Here is a 20406-nt window from a genome sequence, read left to right as displayed (position 1 = left end):
TAAACGAGTCTATTTCCTATGCGACAGTCTGCCTTTTAAAGGTTATCAAGTTGCTTTTTAAGGTCTTCCAATTCCTTATCAATTGCTGAATTAGATTTAAAGGTAGTAGTTGGGTTAGCTGACGGTAGTTGTACCTGGGTTGTGGAAGAACCAGTCAGTTGTGCCTTCATCGCCGCCAATTCATCATCAACGTCGTTTCGAGATTCCAGCCTGGCAAATTGCTCTTCTAAATTATTGCCAGTAAGTTCTACCGTCACCAGGGAACGGCTTTCCAATTCCAAACCTTTTTCTTCCATGCGCTCGAAGATGCTCATCGCGTTACTGGTATTTAAACGTCCCACAGCATTTTGAAGCTGTTCCTGAGCTTTGGCAGCTTGTACCCGTGCCTTGAGCCTATCCTGTTGCTGTTTGGCTTCAGAAATTTTACTTTCCAGGGCAATTAAGTTGCGATTGAGAGTTTTTACCTGAGCCTTCTGCTGATCCAAAGTGGTTTTCAGAGTGTCGGCGTTTGCTTTCGCGCGTACTAGCGCTTCTTTAGCAAGATTTCCGTCGCCTTGTGGCCGATAAAAAACCATCTGGATGCGAGCCGCCCATTTTTGGGCTTCGTTGTACTGTTGCTGAGTCTGTTCTTGAGCGGCAATGGCTCTGGCAACTGCCTGACGCAACTGCACTAGCTCTTCCTGCATATCAATGATGGACTGCTCCAAAATTTTTTCTGGGTCTTCAGCCTTCCTAAGCGCTTCATTCAGATTTGCTCTGGCATTTAGGCTAATGCGCTCGAATAATCCCATGAGTTTCTTGCCTTTTAAGGAATATGAAAATTCACAAGCTCTGGTGTCCGCTCAGCTATCTATCGCAGTTACATCTGGGTAGTAGAACTTACTCAAAATTAAACTAAGTAAATTATTAATGCTTCGTAATAATTACTGAAGTCTTCATCACCTCTCTGGCTTTTTGTGTAAAAGTAAGCTTTGGGCTATCTTGCTCAGATAGATGTTTTTAGTTAATAAGCTGACCTTAATATGACTTCGGTGCGCCCTCACGATAAAGCCAAAGCCCTCAAACCCTCTAGCCGTCGCCCTGCTAAAGAACTCTGTAGCGAGTGCGGGCTGTGCGACACATACTATATTCACTATGTCAAGGAAGCGTGTGCATTTCTTAATCAGCAGATAGCTGAACTGGAAGAACAAATCCACGGAAGAAGCCGCAATCTAGATAATCCCGATGATTGGTACTTTGGGGTTAGTCAAGAGATGATGGCGGCGCGGAAAATTGAGCCAATTGAGGGGGCGCAGTGGACGGGAATTGTCAGCACCATTGCCATTGAAATGCTGAATCGCGGCATGGTTGAAGGTGTCGTCTGCGTCCAGAATACTAAGGAAGACAGATTTCAGCCGATGCCGATAATTGCTCGCACTCCAGAGGAGATTCTCGCCGCGCGGGTGAATAAACCAACGCTGTCGCCTAATCTTTCGGTGTTGGAGCAAATCGAACAATCTGGGATGAAGCGGCTGTTGGTAATTGGCGTTGGTTGCCAAATCCAGGCATTACGAGCCGTAGAGAAGGAACTGGGACTAGAAAAGCTCTACGTTTTGGGTACGCCCTGTGTGGATAATGTTAACCGCGCTGGCTTGCAAAAATTCTTGGAAACCACCAGCCGTTCCCCGGATACAGTCGTGCATTACGAGTTTATGCAAGATTTCCGGGTTCACTTTAAGCACGAAGATGGCTCTATGGAAATGGTGCCTTTCTTTGGATTGAAGACCAACCAGTTGAAGGATGTATTTGCTCCTTCTTGCATGAGCTGTTTTGATTACGTCAATTCTCTGGCAGATTTAGTAGTAGGGTACATGGGCGCACCTTTTGGCTGGCAGTGGATTGTGGTGCGGAATGATACTGGCAAAGAAATGCTGGATTTGGTGCAAGATCAGATAGACACGCAGCCAGTGATGTCCCACGGAAACCGCAAAGAAGCGGTACAACAAAGTATCCCTGCTTATGATAAAGGCGTTACTCTCCCGATGTGGGCGGCAAAGCTGATGGGAGTCGTTATTGAAAAAATTGGCCCCAAAGGTTTAGAGTATGCCCGTTTCTCGATTGATTCCCACTTCACCCGCAATTATTTGTATGTGAAGCGCAATCATCCGGAGAAGTTAGAGGCGCACGTACCAGAATATGCCAAGCGGATTGTCGGGCAGTATAAATTGCCGGAATCTTGAAGGTTTCGCGCCAAGACGCTAAGCAAAACTTTGCGCCTTTGCCTCTTGGCAGGAAATTATTCTAAGCTGGGCCGATGGCTTCAATCGCGGATTCAAGAGCGATCGCTACATGGCTCCAATGGGTTCCCCCTTGACAAAACACCACATATGGTTCCCGCAGCGGACCATCTGCGGAAAACTCTAAGGTGCTGCCCTCGATAAACGTACCCCCAGCCATGACTACCTGGCTCTCATAACCAGGCATTTCGTCTGGAACTGGTTCCAGATAGGAACCTATGGGTGAATGCTGTTGAATCGCCCGACAGAAGGCAATCAGCTTCTCTGGAGAACCGAGTTTGATTGCCTGAATCACATCGCGGCGGGGTGCCATTGGCAAAGGATTCACTGGGTAGCCTAGTTTATCAAACACGTAAGCTGTGAGGTGATTGCCTTTCATGGCTTCTCCTACCATTTGCGGGGCGAGGAACAATCCCTGGAATAGCAGGCGATTTTGATCGAAGGTGGCACCGCCAGCAGAGCCAATTCCGGGCGCTGTTAAGCGACAGGCGGCAGCTTCCACTAATTCTGCTCGTCCAGCAACGTAGCCGCCAGCTGTGACAATCGTACCACCGGGATTTTTAATTAAAGAGCCTGCCATTAGGTCAGCACCAACGGCGGTTGGTTCCCGATCTTCAATAAATTCTCCGTAACAGTTGTCAACAAAGCAGACGGTGTGGGGATTTTGTTGTTTGACTAAATAGACAATTTTTTCAATTTCGGCAATTGAGAGGCTGGAACGCCAAGAATAACCGCACGAACGCTGGATCGAAACCAGACGAGTGCGATCGCTTACGCCATGAGCTAACGCTTGCCAGTCTATTTTTCCTTCGCTAGTAAGAGCCAATTCTCGGTAATTTACGCCAAAATCAAGTAGAGAGCCTTGATTTTTGCCTCTTATTCCAATGACTTCTTCTAATGTGTCATACGGCGCACCCGCAACTGATAACATTTCATCTCCCGGACGGAGAACGCCAAACAAAGCGCAGGCGATCGCATGAGTACCAGAAACAAACTGCACCCGTACCGCAGCTGTTTCTGCTCCCACGGCGAGGGCAAACACTTTATCAAGCGTTTCCCGCCCTAGATCGTCGTGTCCGTAACCGCTGACACCCGCGAAATGATGCGCTCCCACCCGATGGTGACGAAAAGCTTCTAGCACTTTTTTGAGATTTTGCTTGACTGTCGCGTCGATTCCGGAAAAAATCGGAAGCAGTGCCTTTTCTGCTTCCTGTAGCTGTTGAAAGCTGTTCATCATCACCTGGAAAAAGAGATTTTCTATTTATATTAGATTTTGGAGCGTTTTCCCCAAACCAAAATCTGCTTTTCCAGGCGTAAGGTCAAGGCTCTAGCCTTGCCTCTACTGGAAATCAAACCAAAATCCCAAATCTGGATAGCAGATGGGGCTGTAAAATTCGTTTTAAGGTTAGTGCATGACTGTTGCGACAACTAATGACCAAGAACAGGTAAGGGAAGCCTTACCCCTACGCCCTAAGTGGACTGTCATCATCTTTATGGCAGTGATTCACATAGCAGCGCTTTTTGCTTTACTGCCAAGTAATTTTAGCTGGGCAGCAGTAGGTGTGGCGGTCTTCCTTCACTGGGTGACTGGTGGACTAGGAATTACCCTCGGATTCCATCGTCTTGTGACTCACCGCAGTTTTCAAGTCCCTAAGTGGCTGGAATATTTTCTCATTTTCTGCGGTTCCCTAACCTGCCAAGGAGGGGTGATTGATTGGGTGGGCTTGCACCGGATGCACCATCTGCACTCGGATCAGGAACAAGATCCCCATGATTCCAATTTGGGCTTTTGGTGGAGTCACATGGCTTGCTGGTTGTATCACGTCCCAGCGGATAAGGAAATCCCTCGCTTTACCAAAGATATTGCTGATGACCCGGTTTATCAGTTTTTACAAAAGTATTTTTTCCCAATCCAAATTGCTTTGGGGGTTGTTCTCTACTTACTGGGTGGCTGGCCGTTTGTGGTTTGGGGCATTTTTGTTCGCCTAGTGGCAGTGTTTCACTGCACTTGGTTTGTCAACAGTGCAACGCATAAGTTTGGTTATCGCACTTACGATTCTAGCGATCGCTCTACTAATTGTTGGTGGGTGGCATTACTCACCTACGGCGAAGGCTGGCACAACAACCACCACGCTTATCAATATTCTGCTCGTCACGGGATGAAATGGTGGGAAATTGACTTAACTTGGATGACTATTCAATTCCTGCAATCTTTAGGTCTTGCCTCTAAGGTAAAACTCGTCGGGAAAGAACAATAATGGCTAATGGCTAATGGTTGAATAATTATCCATTAGCCATTAACTATGTCCCTGCACAACGTGTTTAACCGTTGTAAATGTCTCCAAGCTAATTGGCCCTCGGCGGTGTCCTTTTTGGTTGGACATTCCCAGAAACAGGGAGTCTCCCCGTTTCGGGTTGCGGGAAAATCTTGGCGAAGAATTCAGGTACACAGAGGCACTATTTACCCCCAAGGCAAATTGGCGGCTTTCCTGGTAAGATTCGGAAACCAAGCAGTCAGCGTGACCACTGCTGTATTGATTAATCCAAATGATGGCGCTCTCGATACTATCCACTACTTTGAACGCCACCGTCTTGTTGAGATAAGCTTCACTCCATTCTGATTCTAGAGCTAGTTTCAGATCGGGAAACTTTGCTACTATTTCCTCATCTCCCCTGAGTTGAAACCCTTTTTCCTTCAAGCTGTTCCAAAGCGTTGTCAGAGATGAGGGCTTGCAATGGGTATGAATCAGCACTTTCTCAATCGCATTCACCGGGTCAGGTTCACTCTGATGACTGTCTATGATTACGTTTCGGATCGTGTCTAAGCTGCCACTAGGCGACCAATATAAGTAGCAGTTGCCCATAGCAGATTTTAAGACTGGTGCAGTTGACATTTGCACCACTTTCTGCACTAAACTGGGGCGACCGTAGGGAATGACTAAATTCAAATATCGGTCTTGAGTCACTAAATCTCGGATGGAAGCACCTTGATCTGAAGGTAGTAACTCCAGACATCCCGGCGGCAAACCAGCTTGTTCTAAGCTAGTCTGTAAAACCTCGACAATGACCGCGTTTGAGTGACTGGCTTCGCTACCGCCTCTAAGAATCAGGCTGTTGCCAGTTTTCAGACACATCCCGGCTGCGATCGCTCCCAGCGCCGGAAACGCTTCGTAAATTAAAGCTATCACCCCCAAGGGCATCAGCTGAGAGTAAGTCTGGGAGTGTTCCAGCTGATAAGTCGCATTCATCACCCGCCGGATCGGGTCGGACAACTCGCCTAACTGTTGCAAAATTTGGATAGTGCTAGTAAGCCGTTCCGGTGTCAGCTTCAGCCAATCTAAAATCATTTCTGGTACCGCCATTTCCCGACTAGCTTCCAGATCCAGCGTGTTCGCTTCCAGAATATCGTCTAGGGATTTGGAGAGCGCCTTCGCCATTGCTCCCACAGCACGACTGCGGTCTACCCCCCTGGTGGTTGCTAATTCCAGGGAAGCTTCATAAGCGCGGCGAACGGCAGTAATCGGATCAGGTGCCAATCTAAAAATGTTAGTCATTGCGCTAACGACGGTGAGTCAGCCAGATCATCAGCGCCGGCAGCAGTAGCGCCAGCACGCTCACCATTGCAAATAGAACAATTATGATACTTTGTGGCGCTTGTGGTGAAATCTGAGCTAAGAAAAGCCCGGCGATCAGCACCACCACAATGATGCCTAAAGACATCGGTATGTAGCTGTCCCCCAGGCTGGGATGGGCGGTACTCCAGCGATGACCGCTCCACCGCCAACTTCGCTTGTAAGGATAGCTTGTAGAAAGTTGCTCAATTACATACCCATTTTCTTCTACTACGAAGATTTGCTGACAGCGATCGCAGCCAAATGCTTCTGTTAGTGTAATGGGTACCAGCCGCCCCCGCCTTCGGCACGGACACGGATAATCGATATTTAAGTCTATTTTCTGATCTTTCTGAGATGGCACAAGCGCTAATTAAACAAAAATTTTTAACACTTACCTAAAGTATGTTTGTGCAGCAGGTTCATCCAAGCGGTTGATTCCGTAGACACCTAACAACCGCCTTTGGAGGAAGGTTCTACTAAATTCGCTTTAAGTCACATACTACTTAGGCGAATTTTAACACTGAGAACCTTGGTATAAACAGGTCACGGCTCGTAAATACTAAGATTTGCAGCTCTACTTCTAACCTGTCACAGCTTCCGCTATTATTTTAACTATAAAAAGCGGGTAACGCGATTCGAACGCGCGACATTCACCTTGGCAAGGTGACGCTCTACCACTGAGCTATACCCGCAAAAATTTGCTCTTTATTTAGGTTCGCAAAATTCTCGGAATTTGTCAACTGTTTTTTACCTTTTGGGCGAAGAATTTTACAGTGTTTTTTGTTTTGGGTAGCCCTACTGGAAACCTCTTTGATAAAAATGTTAACTTGAATAAGATATTATCCCACCAAAGGTAGTTGACATTCAGTATTCTCTGGAGTAAAATTCTCAATTCCAATAGTAAGGTCTATTACCTCAACCAGACAGCTAGCTTGGCTGTGTGTGGATGCGATCGCACTGGGCAAATTTATCCCAGAAAAACAGCGACCGATAAGGCGATCTAGCCTGCAATAGGTTTGCTCTCCGAGATTACAGAACCCAGATGTGAAGTTAAATTAGAACTTCCTTCATTTTCAGGGGCATGAGCTACCAACTGAAAAAATAAAAGGCACTATGTTACTCAAACGGCTAAATTGGTCTGTCACCAAGGTCGTAGGAAAACTCCCCCTGCAAACGGTTCTGATTGTTCCCTTCATTGTCCAAATCTCCGCCACAGTGGGGTTGGTCGCTTATTTCTCATTTAAAAATGGGCAACAGGCGGTGAATGATCTTGCCAATCAGTTAATGAACCAGGTGAGCGATCGCACTGGGCAACACCTTGAATCTTATACTGATCTTCCCCAAAAAGTTGCACAAGTCGTTGCCGATGACTTGGAATTAGGAAAAATCAACCTAGACTCCCAGAACTTGCAAGGTTTGGACACTTATTTTCTCAAACGAATTAAGACATTTAATTCCGTTAGTTTTATTTATACAGGTAACGAACAAGGCAAGTTTATCGGTGCAGGCCCAGTTAGGCGAGATGGCACGCTTTCCTACATTATCGAAGTAACCGACGGTACAACCAACGGTAGTTATGTTTCTTACGCCACAGACAACCAAGCAAACCGCACCAAAAAATTAAATGTTGTTCCCAACTACGATCCGCGCCGTCGCCCTTGGTATAAAGCAGCTGTCCAAAAAGGTAAACCAACGTGGAGCGAAATTTATGCCTTTATTGGGGAGGCAAACAAAGGACTGACCATCACGGCAGTCAATCCATTTTCTACCCAATCTGGTAAGTTAAGCGGGGTGACTGCTGTTGATTTGTACTTAAACGATATTAATATGTTTTTGCAGCGTTTAAGTATTAGTCGCTCCGGCAAGATATTCATTTTAGAACCAAATGGATTATTAGTAGCTAGTTCAAGTAATCAGCAAAACTACACTGTAGTTAATGGGCAACTACAACGAATTCCAGTATCGGCGAGCAAAGATCCGCTGATGCGGGCAACCGTTCGCTATTTAACAAAACAATTTGGTAGTTTCGACCAGATTAAAAATACTCAACAGCTACAAATAAAAGAAAACAACCAACGCCACTTTGTGCGTATAACCCCCTGGAAAGATGATATTGGCTTAAATTGGTTCATAGTAGCCGTTGTTCCAGAAGCGGATTTTATGGGGCAAATAAACGCTAATAACCACAGAACTATTCTGTTGTGTATTTTGGCTTTAATTGGCTCTATAGTCATTAGCATAAAAACTGCCTCTTGGGTGACTAAACCGATTCTTAGGCTGAATACCGCCGCCAAGAAAGTTGCTAAAGGAGAGTGGGATAAAACGGTTGAAATTGACCGTCGTGATGAAGTTGGGGAACTTGCCAAGTCTTTCAATCAAATGGCGAAAGAACTGCAAGTATCTTTTACAGAGATGGAAGGCTTAAATGAGGCACTGGAGAAGAGCGAGCAGCGAATAAATCAACTGTTGGAGTCCTTACCTGTTGGAGTTGCTGTGATCAATCGGGATGGCATTTCCTATACAAATCAGGTGGGAAAGCAGCTATTGGGTACAGATGTGATTTTCGACACGAGACAGGAAAATCGCTCTGCTATCTATCAAGTTTATCTTGCGGGAACTGACCAACTTTATCCGGGCGATCGCCTCCCCTGCGTCCGATCGCTTCAGGGAGAAACGGTCATGGTGGATGATATGGAAATTCGTCGAGATGGAATAGCGATCGCTCTGGAGATGCGAACAGTTCCGGTATTTGATAGTCAGGGGAATGTTGCCTACGCCATTACCGCTTTTCACGATATTAGCGATCGCAAACAAGCCCAGAAAGCACTGCAAGAAAGCGAACAACGCTATGCTGCTTTAGCAAAAGCTGCCCCTGTCGGAATTTTCCGCCACGATGCCCAAGGCAATTGCCTGTATGGGAATGAGCGCAGTTTTGAAATGATCGGAGTTTCCCAAGAAGAAGCTTTTGGGGCGGGTTGGGCGAAGAATCTACACCCCAGCGATCGCGATCGCGTCATCGCTGCTTGGTATAACTTGGTACAGCGAGATATCCCCTTTAAATGCGAGTACCGCTTTGCGCGACCGGATGGCAGCGTTCTCTGGGTATTTGGGCAAGCGATCGCCCAAAAAGATGCTGATGGCAATGTCATTAGTTACATAGGAACTATCACCGATATCACGGAGCGCAAACAGGTAGAAGCTGCCCTGCAAGAAAGCGAAGCCAAGTTCCGTCGCCTTGCAGAAAATTTACCTGGTGTTATTTATCGCTACGTGCTGCATCCTGACAAAACACACGAATTTACCTATGCCAGCCCAGGCACTGAGGAACTCTACGAACAAAAACCAGAGGCTGTGGTGCAGGATGCCCGACTTGTGTTTGATATCGTCCATCCTGATGATATCGCGCCTCTATTAGAAAGCATTACGGTGTCAGCGCAGACCCTACAGCCCTGGTTAATGGAGTATCGCATTATTACTCCCTCCGGTCGCCTCAAGTTGGTACAAGGCTCCTCCCGCCCCGAACGGCAGCCCAATGGCGATATCGTCTGGGATGGTTTGCTCATTGATATCACCTCTCGCAAACAGGCAGAACAACTCTTAGCCGATTACAACCTAACTCTAGAACTCCAGGTTGCTGAACGCACGGCTCAACTAGCCCAAGCCAATGCACAATTACAGCAAGAAATTGCCGAACGCAAGCAGATAGAATTGTCATTACAAAACAGTAAACAAAAACTATCGGCAATTATAGAAAATGTTGGTGCATCTATTTACATCAAAGATTTAAACAGCAACTACATCTACGCCAATCGTTTATGTGTGGAATTATTTGGCATTTCCGAAGCAGAAATTATCGGGACAAATGATTTCAAATTATACTCAAAAGAGATGGCCAAATCCATCACACAGAATGATAAGCAGGTTATTGAAAGTGGTGTTGTACTTCGTTTTGATGAAGTCGGTGTTGTTAACAACGAAGAGCGTCACTTTTTGGCTGTAAAAGTTCCCCTTAAACGTCACGACGGCAGTGTTTATGCCATCTGCGGGATTTCCACAGATATTACGGAACTAAAACAAACGGAAGCGGCATTGCGGCAATCAGAAGCCCGTTATCGCGCCATCCTCGAACAGCAGACGGAACTGATTGTCCGGATATTGCCAGACGGTACGGTGAGCTTTGTTAATGAAGCCTTCTGCCGATTTTTTGGAAGAAGACAGGAAGAACTCATTAACAATCACTACGAACCTGTTGTGTTTGAAGAAGACCGCGAATATGTGGCTCAAATGATGAATTGCGTCAGTAAGGAAAATCCCGTCGTCACCAATGAAAATCGGGTGATTGCTCGCGGGGAGGTGCGTTGGACGCAGTGGATCAACCGGGCAATATTTGATGACTTTGGTCGCATTGTTGAATACCAAGCAGTAGGACGGGATATTAACGATCGCAAACAAGTAGAAGAAGCACTGAGCGAAAGCGAAAAAAGATTTCGTGCTATCTTCGATCAAGCTTTTCAGTTTGTGGGGCTGCTTCAACCGGATGGAATTCTTTTGGAAGCCAACCAAACAGCCTTGGATTTTGCGGGCGCTATCCGATCGGATGTTGTCGGTAAGCCGTTTTGGGAAGCAAGATGGTGGACAATTTCCCCGGAAACGCAAGCACAATTAAAAGTAGCGATCGCCCAAGCTGCAAACGGTAAATTTATTCGTTATGAAGTTGACGTGTTGGGCCGAGAGGATCGGGTTCTTGCTATCGATTTTTCACTCCGTCCCATACTCGACGAAGCCGGACAGGTGACACTACTCATCTCAGAAGGCCGAGACATTAGCGATCGCAAACGAGTACAACAAGAACTTCAACTAGCTCATGATGCTGCCGAAGCCGCCAGCCGTGCTAAAAGCAGCTTCCTAGCCAACATGAGTCACGAATTGCGAACCCCCCTCAACGCCATTCTCGGCTTCTCCCAACTGCTAAATCGCTCCACAAATCTCTCTACCGAACAACAAGAAAATCTCGGCATCATTCGTCGTAGCGGCGAACATCTACTCACCCTGATCAACCAAGTGCTTGATCTCTCCAAGATTGAAGCCGGACGCATGGCGCTTAATGAAAATAACTTCGACCTCTACCGTTTACTAGGTGATGTCGAAGATATGTTTTCTTTAAAAGCCAAAGATAAAGGCTTACAGTTAATATTTGAACTTGCCTCTGATGTCCCCCAACATATTCGCACCGATGAAGTAAAGTTGCGGCAAGTGCTGATTAACCTGCTCAGTAATGCTGTTAAATTCACCGCCCACGGAAGTGTGTCACTCAGAGTAACGTTGGAGGCTGAGAATAGTTCTGATTTCTCAATTTTGAATTCTCAAAACTCAAAATTTAAAACTCAAAACTCTTTTTCCCAATCCCTAATCGCCTTTGAAATTTCCGACACAGGAGTTGGTATTGCTGCCGATGAATTCCACAACCTATTTCAACCCTTCGTGCAAACCGTATCCGGTCAACAAGTGCAGGAAGGGACAGGCTTAGGATTAAGTATCAGCTACCAATTCATTCGCTTAATGGGAGGTGAAATGACCGTCATCAGTCGCGGCAAAGCCTTCACTCCCAGTTTGGCTGACTGGGAACTCAATATTTCAATTTCTAATAAAAATCCCGCCTTATCTCACGCTTCCACAATACAGCAATTTCCGCATAAATCGCAGGAAAACAAAACTACTAGACCTATACAAGGTACAACGTTTAAATTTGACATTTCAGCGGGCATTGTTGCCCCAAACGAAGTTGAAAACCAGCGCCAAAGCCGCCGCGTCATTGCTTTAGCCCCCAACCAACCTCGCTATAGAATACTCGTTGTAGATGACAGTGATTACAATCGCCAACTGTTGATTAAACTCCTCAGTTTCCTGAGCTTTGAACTGCAAACAGCGAACAATGGTTCCGAAGCATTAAAAATCTGGGAAAGCTGGCAACCTCACTTAATTTTGATGGATATGCGAATGCCAGTGATGGACGGTTATGAAGCGACTCAACGCATTCAAGCTAGGCAAAAAAGACTGGGGACAAGGGAAGGAAGATTTCCCAATTCCCAATTCCCGATTTCCAATCACCGTACAGTTATTATTGCCCTAACTGCTAGTGCCTTGGAATTTGAGAAAGCGGCTGTTTTGGAAGCGGGCTGCGATGATTTTATCCGCAAACCTTTCCAAGAAGAAGATATCTTTGAGGCCCTACACAAACATTTAGACGTATCCTTTATTTATGAGGAATCAACTGCTGTATCCAATACAATTTCAGCCAAGCCGTTAGCGTTGAGTGCCGCCGATATCGCCGTTTTGCCTAAAGATTTATTGGCGAGGTTGCGTCAGGCGATCATTGAGGGAGACTTGGAACAAATTACGGCACTCTTGGAACAAGTGCATCTACAAAATGAAGTTTTGGCAAATGCTCTACTTTCTTTAGCAAACCAATATCAATTTGACCAATTATTAACTTTACTTCAACCTATAGTCAAAACATGAAATTAACAGAGACTATTACATCTAAAGCTAATCTTTTGGTGGTAGATGATAACCAAGTAAATTTAAAGCTGTTAACTCAAATTTTATCTAGAAATGGCTATAAAGTGAGAGTTTCCCTCAATGGAAACTTTGCCCTAAACTCTTGTCAGAGCAATCCTCCCGATCTAATTTTGCTCGACATCAATATGCCAGAAATGAATGGTTATGAAGTTTGCCAACATCTGAAAGCTTCAAAGCAAACCCGTGATATTCCAGTAATTTTTATCAGTGCTTTAGATGAAGCTCTAAATAAGGTTAATGCCTTTACAGTTGGTGGAGTGGACTATATTACAAAACCTTTTGAACCTTTAGAAGTTTTAGCTCGAATCGAGAATCAACTACGCCTGCGCGAACTCCAGTTACAAATGATAGAGCAGAATACACTACTGCAACAGTACCTAGACGCACGCCGACAAGCAGAAGTTGAAACTCGTCTTTTACTTGCAACAACCCAAGCCATTAGTCACCGAGATGATGTTCGCTCAGCTTTGCAAGCTGTCTTGCGTTTAGTGTGTATGACAATCCAATGGGATTATGGAGAAGCTTGGATTCCCGATGATAACAAAGTTTTAGAATGTAGCCAAGCTTGGTATGGTAGCGAGGTTAGCTTATTCGAGTTTAAAAATCACAGCTTAACAGTGGCTTCTGCTCTCAATGTTGGTTTTCAAGGTAGAATTTGGGCATCAAAACAAGCAGAGTGGATAGAAGATGTTTTTATAGAAAAAGACCTATTTATTCGGTATCCTCAAATTGTTAAGTTTGGCTTAAAATCTAGTTTCGGGGTTCCCATTATACTAGATAATGAAGTATTAGCGATTTTAATTTTTTTCAACAAAAATTTTGCGACCATCAATTCCTGAATTATAAATTTAGTAGCCGCAGTCGCTACACAGTTACCTTCTCTAATTCAACGCAAGCAAACTGAAGAAATACTGCGAATTACGCAAGAACGCTATCACAGTATTGTTGAAAATGCGGTAGAGGGTATCTACCAAACTACACCTTGTGGACGTTACCAGAGTGCCAATCTAGCACTAGCAAAAATTTATGGCTACGACTCTCCGGCAGATTTGATGACAAGTCTCAAAAATGTCGAACAGCAGCTTTATGTAGACCCTAATCGGCGGCGCGATTTTAGGGAAGCAATGGAAGTAAACCATGCTGTACTCGGATTTGAATCTCAAGTTTACCGCAAAGACGGCAAGATTATTTGGATTTCTGAAAATGCTCGTGCAGTGCGTGACTCTAAAGGAAAGCTACTCTACTACGAAGGAACAGTTTCAGACATTACCGCCCGAAAAATAGCCCAACAACAAACCGACAAACTCCTATTAAATATCTTGCCAAAGCCTATCGCTGAACGGTTACAAAAAAAACACCAGGTAATTGCTGATAGCTTTTCGGATGTTAGTGTCATGTTTGCCGATTTAGTAGGTTTTACTGATTTTGCTTCTAACCAAAGTCCCACCGAATTAGTAGAAATTTTGAATCATATTTTTAGTGATTTCGACTTATTATCTAAACAACACGGACTGGAAAAAATTAAAACAATTGGGGACGCTTACATGGTAGTTGGAGGGCTACCAATACCCCGATTAGATCATGTTGAAGCAACCGCGCAAATGGCACTAGATATGCAAGCTGCTCTTGCTAGATTCAACGCCCAAAGCAACGATAATTTTCGTCTGCGTATTGGTATTAATATCGGCCCGGTGGTAGCTGGGGTTATTGGTTTGAGTAAATTCAGCTACGATCTCTGGGGTGATACAGTTAATGTTGCTTCTCGTATGGAGTCAAGCGGTATTCCCGGCGAAACTCAGGTAACGGCAGCAGTTTATGAGCGGTTAAAGGAGAAATTTATTTTTAAAGAACGAGGGACTGTACTAATTAAAGGTAAAGGGGAAATGAAAACTTATTTTATTTTGGGTCGAAAGTAACTTTAGAAGAATTAATCTAGGATATGTAATTTGTAGCTTGGGCTGAGCTATAGGGAAACCCAATAATTTATTAGATGATGTTGGGTAAAATTTTTGATTAGAAACCCAACAATTTATTAGATGAGGTTGGGTTTCGTTCCTCAAACGCGACGCTCCTCAATGTGGGGAACACAGGGGAGGAGGTGGCTTCCTAATCTATCTATTATTACCTATTACGATAAAAAAACTATGAATCAGGGGCAGTATTTTAAATCTAAAGCTAACATATTAGTCGTAGACGATACACCTGAAAATATTACTTTATTAACTCAAATTTTGTCGAGTCAGGGGTATAAAGTGCGAATTTCTCCTAATGGCAAACTGGCTCTTGAATCTGTCCGTTCAAGTCCTCCTGATTTGATTTTACTTGATATCAAAATGCCAGGCATGGATGGATATGAAGTTTGCCAGCGCCTAAAAGCTTCCAAGCAAACTTGTGATATCCCGACGATATTTATTAGTGCTTTGGATGCAAACTTTGATAAAGTGACTGCGTTTATGTTGGGTGCGGTAGATTACATCACAAAGCCTTTTGAATATGTCGAGGTTTTGGCACGCATTGAAAATCAATTGCGTTTGCGGCGGTTTCAGTTAGAGTTGCAAGCCCAAAATGCCCAATTGCAACTTTTGTTGACTACGACTCAAGCAATTAGTGAAGCTACTGATGTGGAAGAGGCATTAGAAGCGATTTTAGCAAACGTTTGTAAAACTATTGGTTGGGATTTTGGGGAAGCTTGGATTCCAAATGAGGAGGGAACTGCACTAGAATACAGCCGCGCTTGGTATGCCAGTGATGTCCGGCTGAATAAATTTCGACAGCAAAGCGAAACGTTTGGCTTTGCTCTGGGCGAGGGACTTGCCGGACGGGTTTGGCTTTCTCAACAACTGGAATGGATAGCAGATGTTTCGCGGGAGAACGATCGGATTTTTCGTCGTAGTGGAATTGCTGCGGAAGCGGGACTCAAAGGTTCGCTGGGAATTCCGATTGGGTTCGCGAAGCGGCGCGGATGCACTATCGGGCATCAAGTTCTGGCAGTATTAGTGTTTTTCCAAAGGCATGAAATGGCACCGGATGAGCGATCGCTTTCCTTGGTTAATGCCATCGCAACCCAATTCGGTTCGATGATTCAGCACAAAAAAGCAGAAGCGGCTCTCAGACAGGCAAACTTGGAATTACAACGCCTTGCCAGTATAGATGGCTTAACCCAGCTTGCCAATCGTCGTCGTTTTGATGACTATCTCTCCCACGAATGGAAACGGGCAGCACGGGAACAACAGCCTTTATCCTTAATTTTGTTCGATGTAGACTATTTCAAACGATACAACGATTGTTATGGGCATCAGTCCGGCGATGATTGCTTGCAACAGTTGGCTAAAGCCGCAAGCCGTGCAGTTAAGCGTCCAGCAGACTTGGTGGCTCGCTATGGTGGCGAGGAGTTTGCGGCAATCTTGCCCAATACCTCTGCTGAGGGAGCAACCGCAGTGGCGCAGGCAATTCGCCTGAAGGTGCAACAACTTAAACTACCCCACGCTCAATCAAAGGTGAGCGACTACGTTACCCTAAGTTTGGGTGTTTCTAGCGTCATTCCTACTGAGGATTGTTTGCCGGAAATTTTAATTGCTATGGCGGATGAGGCACTTTATCAGGCAAAAAATCAGGGACGCGATCGCATTATTTTGAAAGCGGCGCGAACATCATTGACGAACAATCCTTGAGCCTTCTTGGTAGCGATCGCTATATGGACGAAGATTTGTGTTCAACAGTTGACTCAGCGGCGATCGCGCGGTTCGACGATGGCAGCGCCTGAGTTGTCACCACATGAGCAGCATTGTCACCGTAGGCAGCTGTCCCTACATTGCCTTTGATATGCTGCATTAGACTCGCCATTTCTATAGCATTCATGGCATAATTCCAGCCATTATTATTTTTGATGCCCGCCCGTTCCAAGGCTTGCTGCATAGTATCCACTGTCAGGATGCCAAAAATTATCGGCACCCCAGTTTGAAACCCAGCGGCGGCAATTCCCTTAGAGACTTCCGAGGCGACATAATCAAAGTGGGGAGTTTGACCCCGGATGACTGCGCCCAGGCAAATTATGGCATCGTATCGGCGCGAGAGCGCCAACTGGTTAGCCACCAGAGGCACCTCGAAACTACCAGGCACCCAAACATAGTCAACTTGAGTGCCTTCAGGATTGACATCAATGCCGTGGCGCTTCAGACAATCTTGGCAACCCTCTAGCAGTTTGGTTGTCACCATGTCGTTAAAGCGACCAATGACGAGCGCAAACCGTAGGGATTGAGTCTGAGTAAACGTTCCCTCGAAAACTGCCATGTTTTTAAATATGAGCTTTTTGTCTGTGGTCTGTGGTCCGTGGCCTGTGGTCTGTGGTCACTCATCAGTTATCTGTAAGCGTTGGAACGTTTCCGTGACCACTGACCACTGAATTAAGTGTGACTTTTAAACTACAAAAAAGCTCAGGCCCCCGGTCAGAAGTACCAAAGCAATCCAGGCACCAGAACCGAGGACAATAAGCCGTTTTGACTGATCCCAGTTCTGAGGCGAGGCATAGGCGACTGGGACACCAATGACCATAATGAATGACAACAAAACTAAAGCACCTAGTACCAACTGAAATAAAATTGTCATCTCTTCTTCTCCCAAGACAGCAACGGGCTGGCTAAAATTAACCGCGATTAGTAGTACCGTATCAAAAAAAGGCTCTCATGCAAAAGGCTCTCATGCAAAAAAGAAACATACGTATTGGTCATTGGGAAAGGACTAAGGACCATTGGTGTCAACTTAACGTTAGCTTGGCGGTTGAAACCGCAGTTATATAAAGGAAACCCGCGCAGGCGGGCTCTAAGAATCTTGATCAGAGCGTTAGCCAAGGCAGGAGGACTTCGTTTTTGTAGCCGCGAATTCGATTCGCCAGGGCTTAAGTTGACACCAATGGACTAAGAACTAATGCCTAATGACTATTGACTATTAACTATTAAGTTAACTATTAAGTAATGATTATGCACCTAATTTTGTGCCACACTACAGCGGATTTTGACACTTTAGCAGCGGCGGTGGGGCTAACGAGCCTTTCTCCGGGAGCGAAGATAGTGCTGACTGGTGGAAGTCATCCAGCAGTGCGGGATTTTTTGGCATTGCATCGGGATGAGTATGCGTTGATAGAAAGACGGTCTGTTCGTCCGGAACAGATTCGGTCGATAACAGTGGTGGATACTCAAAAGCGCGATCGCATCGGTAAAGCCGCCGAATGGCTCGATTTACCAGATTTGGCGGAAGTTGTCGTCTATGACCATCACCAAGACATTGAAAGCGATATTCCCGCCACTAGCACCTATATCGATCGGGTAGGAGCCACGACGACTTTAATTGTAGAACAGCTAAAGCAGGCAGAAATTCAGCTTTCCGCCTCAGAAGCGACCGTGATGGCTTTGGGGATTCACGTTGATACTGGTTCGCTGACTTATGAGGGAACGACAGCCAGAGATGCGATCGCATTAGCTTGGTTGATGGAACAAGGGGCAAGTTTGTCGGTAATCGCCCAGTACGTCGATCCCGGCTTGTCTCCCCAATTGCAGGAATTATTCGCTTCGGCGCTGGACAACTTGCAATCAACTGTTGAGGACTATAAAGTTTCCTGGGTGCGCCTGCAAACTGCTGACTTTGTGCCTGGATTGTCAAGCATTGCCTCTCGACTTATTGATATTACCGAAAGTGATGCTTTGTTGCTGGCAGCTACGTTTCCAGTAGGAGATGCTGGTGAAGAAAGATTAACTGTGATTGGGCGATCGCGTATTGAAGGCACCAATCTCAATGAATTATTTCAACCGTTGGGCGGTGGCGGACATTCTCAAGCTGCATCCGTGACAACTCGCGGAGTCGATCCCCAAGCAACTCTCGAACGGTTAGTAAATGAACTTATCGCGCAAATTCCCCAGCCACCGACAGCGCGGGAATTAATGTCATCGCCAGTACGGACAATTCGCCCTGAGACCACAATTGAGCAAGCTCAGCGTATTTTATTACGTTACGGGCATTCTGGTCTGTGTGTGGTAGAAGCTCAACACGAGAGTCGAAGACTGGGGGAAACCCCAATCCCCAATCCCCAGTCCCCAATCTCCAGTCCCCAATCCCCAATCCCCAACCCCCAATCCCCAATTCCCCTAGTAGGAATTATTTCCCGACGAGATATCGATCTGGCGTTGCATCACGGCTTTAGTCATGCGCCAGTCAAAGGCTACATGACTACGAATTTAAACACGATTACCCCGGATACCTCACTGCCAGAGATTGAGTCCATCATGGTGACTTACGATGTCGGACGCTTGCCAGTGTTAGAAAATGGGCAGTTAGTGGGAATTGTCACGCGCACCGATGTTTTGCGCCAATTGCACCAAGATAGGACTGAGGAACCAGGGCTCAAGGGTGAGTACAATAAAACACTCAGCACTCAAGAGGCGATATATCGCGTCTCTACATCATTCAGCACTCAGTTACGCGATCGCCTTGCGCCTCCTCTCTGGGAATTCCTCGCCAAAGCATCCGAACAAGCTCAAAAACGCGGTTGGCATTTATACCTTGTCGGCGGTGCAGTGCGGGATTTATTACTAGCCGATCCCGATGAAACTTTGTTGCTGTCAGATATCGACATGGTGGTTGATGGCTTCCACCGTTCGGCTGATGTCGGTGCTGGTGTGGAACTAGCTAAGGCACTCCAAAATACTTACCCAGAGGCACGTCTGGAAGTCCACGGTCAATTTCAAACTGCGGCGCTGTTGTGGCACCTCGATCCAGTGTTAGACTCTCTGTGGGTGGATATTGCCACGGCGCGGACAGAGTTTTATCCTTACCCGGCGGCGAATCCAGAAGTTGAGGCTAGTTCGATTCGCCAAGACTTATATCGGCGGGATTTCACTATCAATGCTTTAGCTGTGCGACTTACGTCACCTCGTGCAGGTGAATTGTTGGATTTTTTTGGCGGTTTGCGGGATTTGCGATCGCGTCAAATTCGCGTTCTCCACGCCAATAGTTTTATCGAAGATCCTACCCGAATTTATCGTGCGGTGCGGTTTGCGGTGCGGCTAGGATTTCAGCTTGAAACCCAGACGGAACGCTATATCCGCTATGCGTTGGACAGTGGAATTTACGAGCGATCGCTTATCCAAAATAGTAAGGCACCCGCCCTACAAACACGGCTTAAGGCAGAGCTGAAATACATCTTACAGGCTCCCTACTGGAAAGGGGCTTTAAAGTTACTCGGCGATCTAGAAGCGCTCAAGTGCCTGCATTCTACCCTAGAACTAGATGACCAGTTGTGGAAGCAAGTGCGTTTACTAGAGCGGTGTCTGCGTCGCTTCGATCCTGAGAAAACCCTTGACCATTGGCAGATGCGGCTGGAAGTTTTAATTGCTCACCTCGCGCCGGAATATCGCCCGAAAGTCGCCAAAAATCTCCAGCTACCCGATGACAGTATCAAGCGGCTACAACAACTGGATCTGGATCAAGCTAATGTCGCGGAATCTTTGCCAGCGTGCATTCACCCCAGCGAAATTACGCGAGTGCTGAAGCAATACGGCTTGCCAACTTTGATTTTAATTGCTGTGCAGAGTCAGCGTCCGATTCGGCGACTTATTTGGAAATATCTCACCCAATATGCTCATATACAGCCGCCGTTGAATGGTAACGACCTGAAGGCATTGGGCTACAAGCCGGGGCGCGAGTTCAAGCAAATGCTGGATCATCTGTTAGCGGCAACTCTCGACGGAGAAATACGCGATCGCGCTGATGCCGAAAGTTTCCTCGCAAAGTATTATCCACTTTAAAGCCACACCAAAGCAGGGTAGATTTGTCGGAAAAAATAAAAGCTCACAATTATAAGTTAAAAATCCTTCCTTTAACTTATAATTCTCAATTTTTAATATATAATCGCTTTGCTTGGCGGTAGCATAGTTGGGAACACCGTA

At 45.9% G+C, this 20406-nt stretch carries 11 protein-coding genes, 1 tRNA gene and 1 pseudogene; 6 read left to right on the top strand and 7 right to left on the bottom strand.

Translation table 11 applies throughout. The features are described 5' to 3' along the window. Window positions 1-35 precede the first annotated feature (35 nt). Entirely contained in the window at window positions 36-791 is a 756-nt protein-coding gene (locus H6F66_RS14840; RefSeq protein WP_190422565.1) for a PspA/IM30 family protein, read from the bottom strand. A 231-nt stretch (window positions 792-1022) separates the two neighbouring features. Between H6F66_RS14840 and H6F66_RS14835 the strand changes: the two genes are divergently transcribed. After that, entirely contained in the window at window positions 1023-2219 is a 1197-nt protein-coding gene (locus H6F66_RS14835) for a Coenzyme F420 hydrogenase/dehydrogenase, beta subunit C-terminal domain (protein WP_190422563.1), read from the top strand. Window positions 2220-2280: 61 nt separating this feature from the next. On the opposite strand, the gene H6F66_RS14830 is transcribed toward H6F66_RS14835, so the two are convergent. Next, complete coding sequence (locus H6F66_RS14830) at window positions 2281-3510, bottom strand: methionine gamma-lyase family protein (RefSeq protein WP_190422722.1); 1230 nt, start codon at window positions 3508-3510, stop codon at window positions 2281-2283. Between the two features lie 178 nt (window positions 3511-3688). Between H6F66_RS14830 and H6F66_RS14825 the strand changes: the two genes are divergently transcribed. After that, complete coding sequence (locus H6F66_RS14825) at window positions 3689-4534, top strand: acyl-CoA desaturase (protein WP_190422561.1); 846 nt, start codon at window positions 3689-3691, stop codon at window positions 4532-4534. Window positions 4535-4573: 39 nt separating this feature from the next. Here H6F66_RS14825 and H6F66_RS14820 read toward each other — a convergent pair whose 3' ends face one another. From H6F66_RS14820 to H6F66_RS14810, 3 genes are all read right to left on the bottom strand, one after another. Beyond that, window positions 4574-5830, bottom strand: a complete 1257-nt coding sequence (locus H6F66_RS14820; protein WP_190422559.1) for a glutamate-5-semialdehyde dehydrogenase — start codon at window positions 5828-5830, stop codon at window positions 4574-4576. A 4-nt stretch (window positions 5831-5834) separates the two neighbouring features. Continuing rightward, on the bottom strand, window positions 5835-6251 hold the full coding sequence (locus tag H6F66_RS14815) for a hypothetical protein (RefSeq protein ID WP_190422557.1): 417 nt from the start codon (window positions 6249-6251) through the stop codon (window positions 5835-5837). Between the two features lie 259 nt (window positions 6252-6510). Beyond that, a tRNA-Gly gene (locus tag H6F66_RS14810) sits at window positions 6511-6582 on the bottom strand. 421 nt (window positions 6583-7003) lie between these two features. Between H6F66_RS14810 and H6F66_RS14805 the strand changes: the two genes are divergently transcribed. The 3 genes and pseudogenes from H6F66_RS14805 to H6F66_RS28015 all read left to right on the top strand — a co-directional run bounded on the left by H6F66_RS14805 (window position 7004) and on the right by H6F66_RS28015 (window position 16140). Continuing rightward, window positions 7004-12409: a PAS domain S-box protein gene (locus H6F66_RS14805; protein ID WP_190422555.1), complete on the top strand. Its 5406-nt coding sequence runs from the start codon at window positions 7004-7006 to the stop codon at window positions 12407-12409. Next, a pseudogene (locus tag H6F66_RS29345) lies at window positions 12406-14385 on the top strand (adenylate/guanylate cyclase domain-containing protein). Before H6F66_RS14805 ends, H6F66_RS29345 begins: the two are co-directional and overlap by 4 nt. A 228-nt stretch (window positions 14386-14613) precedes the next feature. Next, entirely contained in the window at window positions 14614-16140 is a 1527-nt protein-coding gene (locus H6F66_RS28015) for a diguanylate cyclase (protein WP_190422553.1), read from the top strand. Window positions 16141-16159: 19 nt separating this feature from the next. Here H6F66_RS28015 and ribH read toward each other — a convergent pair whose 3' ends face one another. Together ribH and psbZ are read right to left on the bottom strand one after the other, a co-directional pair. Next, window positions 16160-16759 carry a 6,7-dimethyl-8-ribityllumazine synthase gene (gene ribH, locus H6F66_RS14790; protein ID WP_190422545.1) on the bottom strand — a complete coding sequence of 200 codons (600 nt, stop codon included), beginning with the start codon at window positions 16757-16759 and terminating at the stop codon, window positions 16160-16162. A 126-nt stretch (window positions 16760-16885) separates the two neighbouring features. Next, window positions 16886-17074: a photosystem II reaction center protein PsbZ gene (gene psbZ / locus H6F66_RS14785; protein ID WP_190422543.1), complete on the bottom strand. Its 189-nt coding sequence runs from the start codon at window positions 17072-17074 to the stop codon at window positions 16886-16888. 371 nt (window positions 17075-17445) lie between these two features. Between psbZ and H6F66_RS14780 the strand changes: the two genes are divergently transcribed. Continuing rightward, the gene (locus H6F66_RS14780; RefSeq protein ID WP_190422720.1) at window positions 17446-20265 is read left to right on the top strand and encodes a CBS domain-containing protein; all 2820 of its coding nucleotides are present in this window, start codon (window positions 17446-17448) and stop codon (window positions 20263-20265) included. Window positions 20266-20406: the final 141 nt, after the last annotated feature.

This window comes from Trichocoleus sp. FACHB-6 (assembly GCF_014695815.1).
In the GTDB taxonomy this organism is placed as follows: Bacteria; Cyanobacteriota; Cyanobacteriia; order Cyanobacteriales; family FACHB-T130; genus Funiculus; species Funiculus sociatus.
Note: the sequence above shows the minus strand (reverse complement) of the source record. Positions and strands in the feature narration are given on the sequence as shown.

Bases quoted from the DNA above. Each gene is read 5' to 3' on its own strand.
- H6F66_RS14840 (WP_190422565.1), bottom strand. From the start codon at position 791: ATGGGATTATTCGAGCGCATTAGCCTAAATGCCAGAGCAAATCTGAAT.
- H6F66_RS14835 (WP_190422563.1), top strand. From the start codon at position 1,023: ATGACTTCGGTGCGCCCTCACGATAAAGCCAAAGCCCTCAAACCCTCT.
- H6F66_RS14830 (WP_190422722.1), bottom strand. From the start codon at position 3,510: ATGAACAGCTTTCAACAGCTACAGGAAGCAGAAAAGGCACTGCTTCCG.
- H6F66_RS14825 (WP_190422561.1), top strand. From the start codon at position 3,689: ATGACTGTTGCGACAACTAATGACCAAGAACAGGTAAGGGAAGCCTTA.
- H6F66_RS14820 (WP_190422559.1), bottom strand. From the start codon at position 5,830: ATGACTAACATTTTTAGATTGGCACCTGATCCGATTACTGCCGTTCGC.
- H6F66_RS14805 (WP_190422555.1), top strand. From the start codon at position 7,004: ATGTTACTCAAACGGCTAAATTGGTCTGTCACCAAGGTCGTAGGAAAA.
- H6F66_RS28015 (WP_190422553.1), top strand. From the start codon at position 14,614: ATGAATCAGGGGCAGTATTTTAAATCTAAAGCTAACATATTAGTCGTA.
- ribH (WP_190422545.1), bottom strand. From the start codon at position 16,759: ATGGCAGTTTTCGAGGGAACGTTTACTCAGACTCAATCCCTACGGTTT.
- psbZ (WP_190422543.1), bottom strand. From the start codon at position 17,074: ATGACAATTTTATTTCAGTTGGTACTAGGTGCTTTAGTTTTGTTGTCA.
- H6F66_RS14780 (WP_190422720.1), top strand. From the start codon at position 17,446: ATGCACCTAATTTTGTGCCACACTACAGCGGATTTTGACACTTTAGCA.